The sequence below is a fragment of the Micromonospora sp. NPDC003776 genome, from assembly GCF_053605645.1.
The window spans coordinates 1-2,138 of sequence record NZ_JBSGJR010000835.1 but is presented as its reverse complement, the minus strand read 5'-3'; the positions used below and the strand labels follow the sequence as shown (position 1 = coordinate 2,138).

The 2,138-nt window shown below is 75.4% G+C and carries 3 protein-coding genes; 1 reads left to right on the top strand and 2 read right to left on the bottom strand.

The window, feature by feature from the left end; all coding sequences use genetic code 11:
* Window positions 1–1,235: DEAD/DEAH box helicase (locus tag ACWEVO_RS35505; RefSeq protein WP_452311781.1), on the bottom strand; the 1,235-nt coding region annotated here is incomplete at its 3' end.
* A gap of 230 nt (window positions 1,236–1,465) precedes the next feature.
* Entirely contained in the window at window positions 1,466–1,861 is a 396-nt protein-coding gene (locus ACWEVO_RS35500; protein WP_452311780.1) for a hypothetical protein, read from the bottom strand.
* A 76-nt stretch (window positions 1,862–1,937) separates the two neighbouring features.
* Here ACWEVO_RS35500 and ACWEVO_RS35495 point away from each other — a divergent pair.
* Window positions 1,938–2,138, top strand: a 201-nt coding sequence (locus ACWEVO_RS35495) for a hypothetical protein (protein WP_452311779.1), incomplete at its 3' end; no start/stop codon positions are given.

Genomic DNA, 2,138 nt, shown 5'->3' with positions numbered 1-2,138 from the left:
CGGCGCTCGCGGCGCGGTTCGGGCTCGTCGCGGACCGGCACCCCGCTCGGCTCCCGGGCGCCGGTCAGCTCGGCCAGCGCCGGGTCGCCCGCGCGGACCCGGGACTCGGCCGGCTCGACACCGGCCTTCTCCAGCATGGCCAGCGTGGTCCGGCGCTGCTTCGGCAGCACCAGGGTCGCCACCGCGCCCGACTCCCCGGCCCGGGCGGTGCGTCCGGCCCGGTGCAGGTAGTCCTTCGGGTCCTTGGGCGGGTCGATGTGCAGCACCAGCGTCACTCCGTCGACGTGGATGCCCCGGGCCGCCACGTCGGTGGCGACCAGCACGTTCATCCGGCCCTCGCGGAACTCGGCCAAGGTGCGGGTACGCATCCGCTGGGTCTTGCCGCCGTGCAGGCCACCGGCCCGTACGCCGACCGCGGCGAGCTGCTCGACCAGCCGGTCCACGCCGAGCTGGGTACGGGCGAAGAGCATGGTGCGGCCGTCCCGGGCCGCGATCGACGCCGCCACCGCAAACTTGTCGTGCGGCGGGATCAGCAGCAGGTGGTGGTCCATGGTGGACACGGCGGCGGTCGGCGGCGCGGTGGAATGCGTGACCGGGTCGGTCATGAACCGCTTGACCAGGGTGTCCACGTCGTTGTCCAGGGTGGCCGAGAAGAGCAGCCGCTGGGCGTCCGACGGGGTCTTCGAGAGCAGCTCGGTGACCTCGGGCAGGAAGCCCATGTCGGCCATCTGGTCGGCCTCGTCGAGCACGGTGACCTCGACGTCGTCCAGCTTGCAGACGCCGCGCTCGATCAGGTCACCGAGCCGTCCCGGGGTGGCCACGACGATCTCCACACCGCGGCGCAGCGCGTCGATCTGCCGGTCGTACGGGACGCCGCCGACGGCGGTCTTGAGGAAGATGCCGACCGCCTTGCCGAGCGGCATCAGCGCGTCGTTGACCTGCATGGCCAGCTCACGGGTGGGCACCAGGACCAGGGCGCGCGGGTGCAGCGGCCGGGCCCGGTTGCGGTCGGCGAGCCGGGCGATCACCGGCAGGCCGAATGCCAGCGTCTTGCCGGAACCGGTCTGGCCGCGGCCGAGCACGTCCCGGCCGGCGAGGGCGTCCGGCAGGGTGGCCCGCTGGATCTCGAACGGGGTGGTGATGCCCTGTCGGGCGAGCGCGTCGACGAGCTGGCGGGGCAGGCCCAGCGCGGCGAAGTCGGGCGCGTCGGTGACCGGGAGCTCCGGCGTGACGATCTGGTCGGCGGACGGGGACGTGCCAGGGGCAGCGTAGGTGGTCAAGAAATGCCTTTCGAGCGGGGCGCATCTTCGCGATGGCCCGCCGCGGCACCGTACGCCGCCGATTCGCCCGCAAGATCGCCCATGGGCGCGCGATCGGCGCGCCGGGTCAGTGATCCCCACAAGTGTACGGCGGCGCGGTGAGGCCGCCACCGCACCGCGATCCCGTAGTGGGCGGGCTCACCCCGTCACTTGTCGAGCATGTTGCTCGTGATGCCGCTCATCGCGTCGTTTGCGAGGAACACGACCAGCAGGCTGATCCCGATCAGCAGGCCCAGCGCGACGGCCAGCACGATCACCACCCGGGTGTTGCTGGACCGGGCCGACGGGCCGTCCTCCGCCCAGCCCTGGGCGAGGATGTGCCCGGTCAGCGAGCCGGAGTTCTCCACCGGGTTGCTGTGCGGGAGGGAGACCGTCGCGAAGCCCGGCCCGTCCGTCCCGCCGTACACCGTGCCGGCCAGATCCGGGCCACCCTGGTAGGTCGGCCGGGTGGCCGGGCCGGTGGCGGGCCGGTAGGGGCCGCTCCCGCCCGCGCCCGGTTCGGTCGGCGGTGGCCAGCTCGGCAGCGCGGGCGCCGGCACCACGGGCGGGGCGGAGGCGGGTGCGCTCGCGCGGGCCGCGGGAACGGCGGGGGCGGGGAACGACGGTGCGGCCGGAGGGGTGGAAACCGGCCCGCCCGCCGGGCTGGGCATGGCGGGCGGAGGCGGGAACGGTGGGGCCGGCATCGGCCCGGGCGGCGGCGGAGCCGGAGCCGCCGTTGCGGCCGACGCCGCCGGTGCCCGCCCCGCCGCCGGGTCCGGTGCCGCCGTTCCCGGCGCCGCCACCGGGGCCGACCCCGCCCGGGCCGGTCCCACCGGTGCC